Below are 256 nucleotides of genomic sequence, written 5' to 3' on the forward strand. Positions count from 1 at the left end.
CGCCACGCTTGTCGCTTTATTCTGCTGATGTTCATGGTAGGGCTAAATCTACGCCCTGCTATGTCATCGGTGGCCCCTCTCTTAAGCCGATTACAGGAAAATGCCGGGCTGACCGCCCAGGCAGCAGGACTGCTGACGACACTTCCGGTGCTATTTCTGGGTTTAACCGCCCCGTTAGCGCCCATGATCGGCCATCGGATAGGCAGCGAACGAGCCTTAAGCGCTGCGCTGCTATTACTTTCCAGCGGCTTACTAT

Annotated in this window: 1 pseudogene; it reads left to right on the top strand. The window is 55.9% G+C overall.

The window, feature by feature from the left end:
* A pseudogene (locus tag SB753_RS39045) lies at nt 1–256 on the top strand (cyanate transporter); the annotation flags it as partial.

The sequence above is a fragment of the Paraburkholderia sp. SIMBA_053 genome (genome assembly GCF_046534895.1).
Classification (GTDB): Bacteria; Pseudomonadota; Gammaproteobacteria; order Burkholderiales; family Burkholderiaceae; genus Paraburkholderia; species Paraburkholderia caledonica.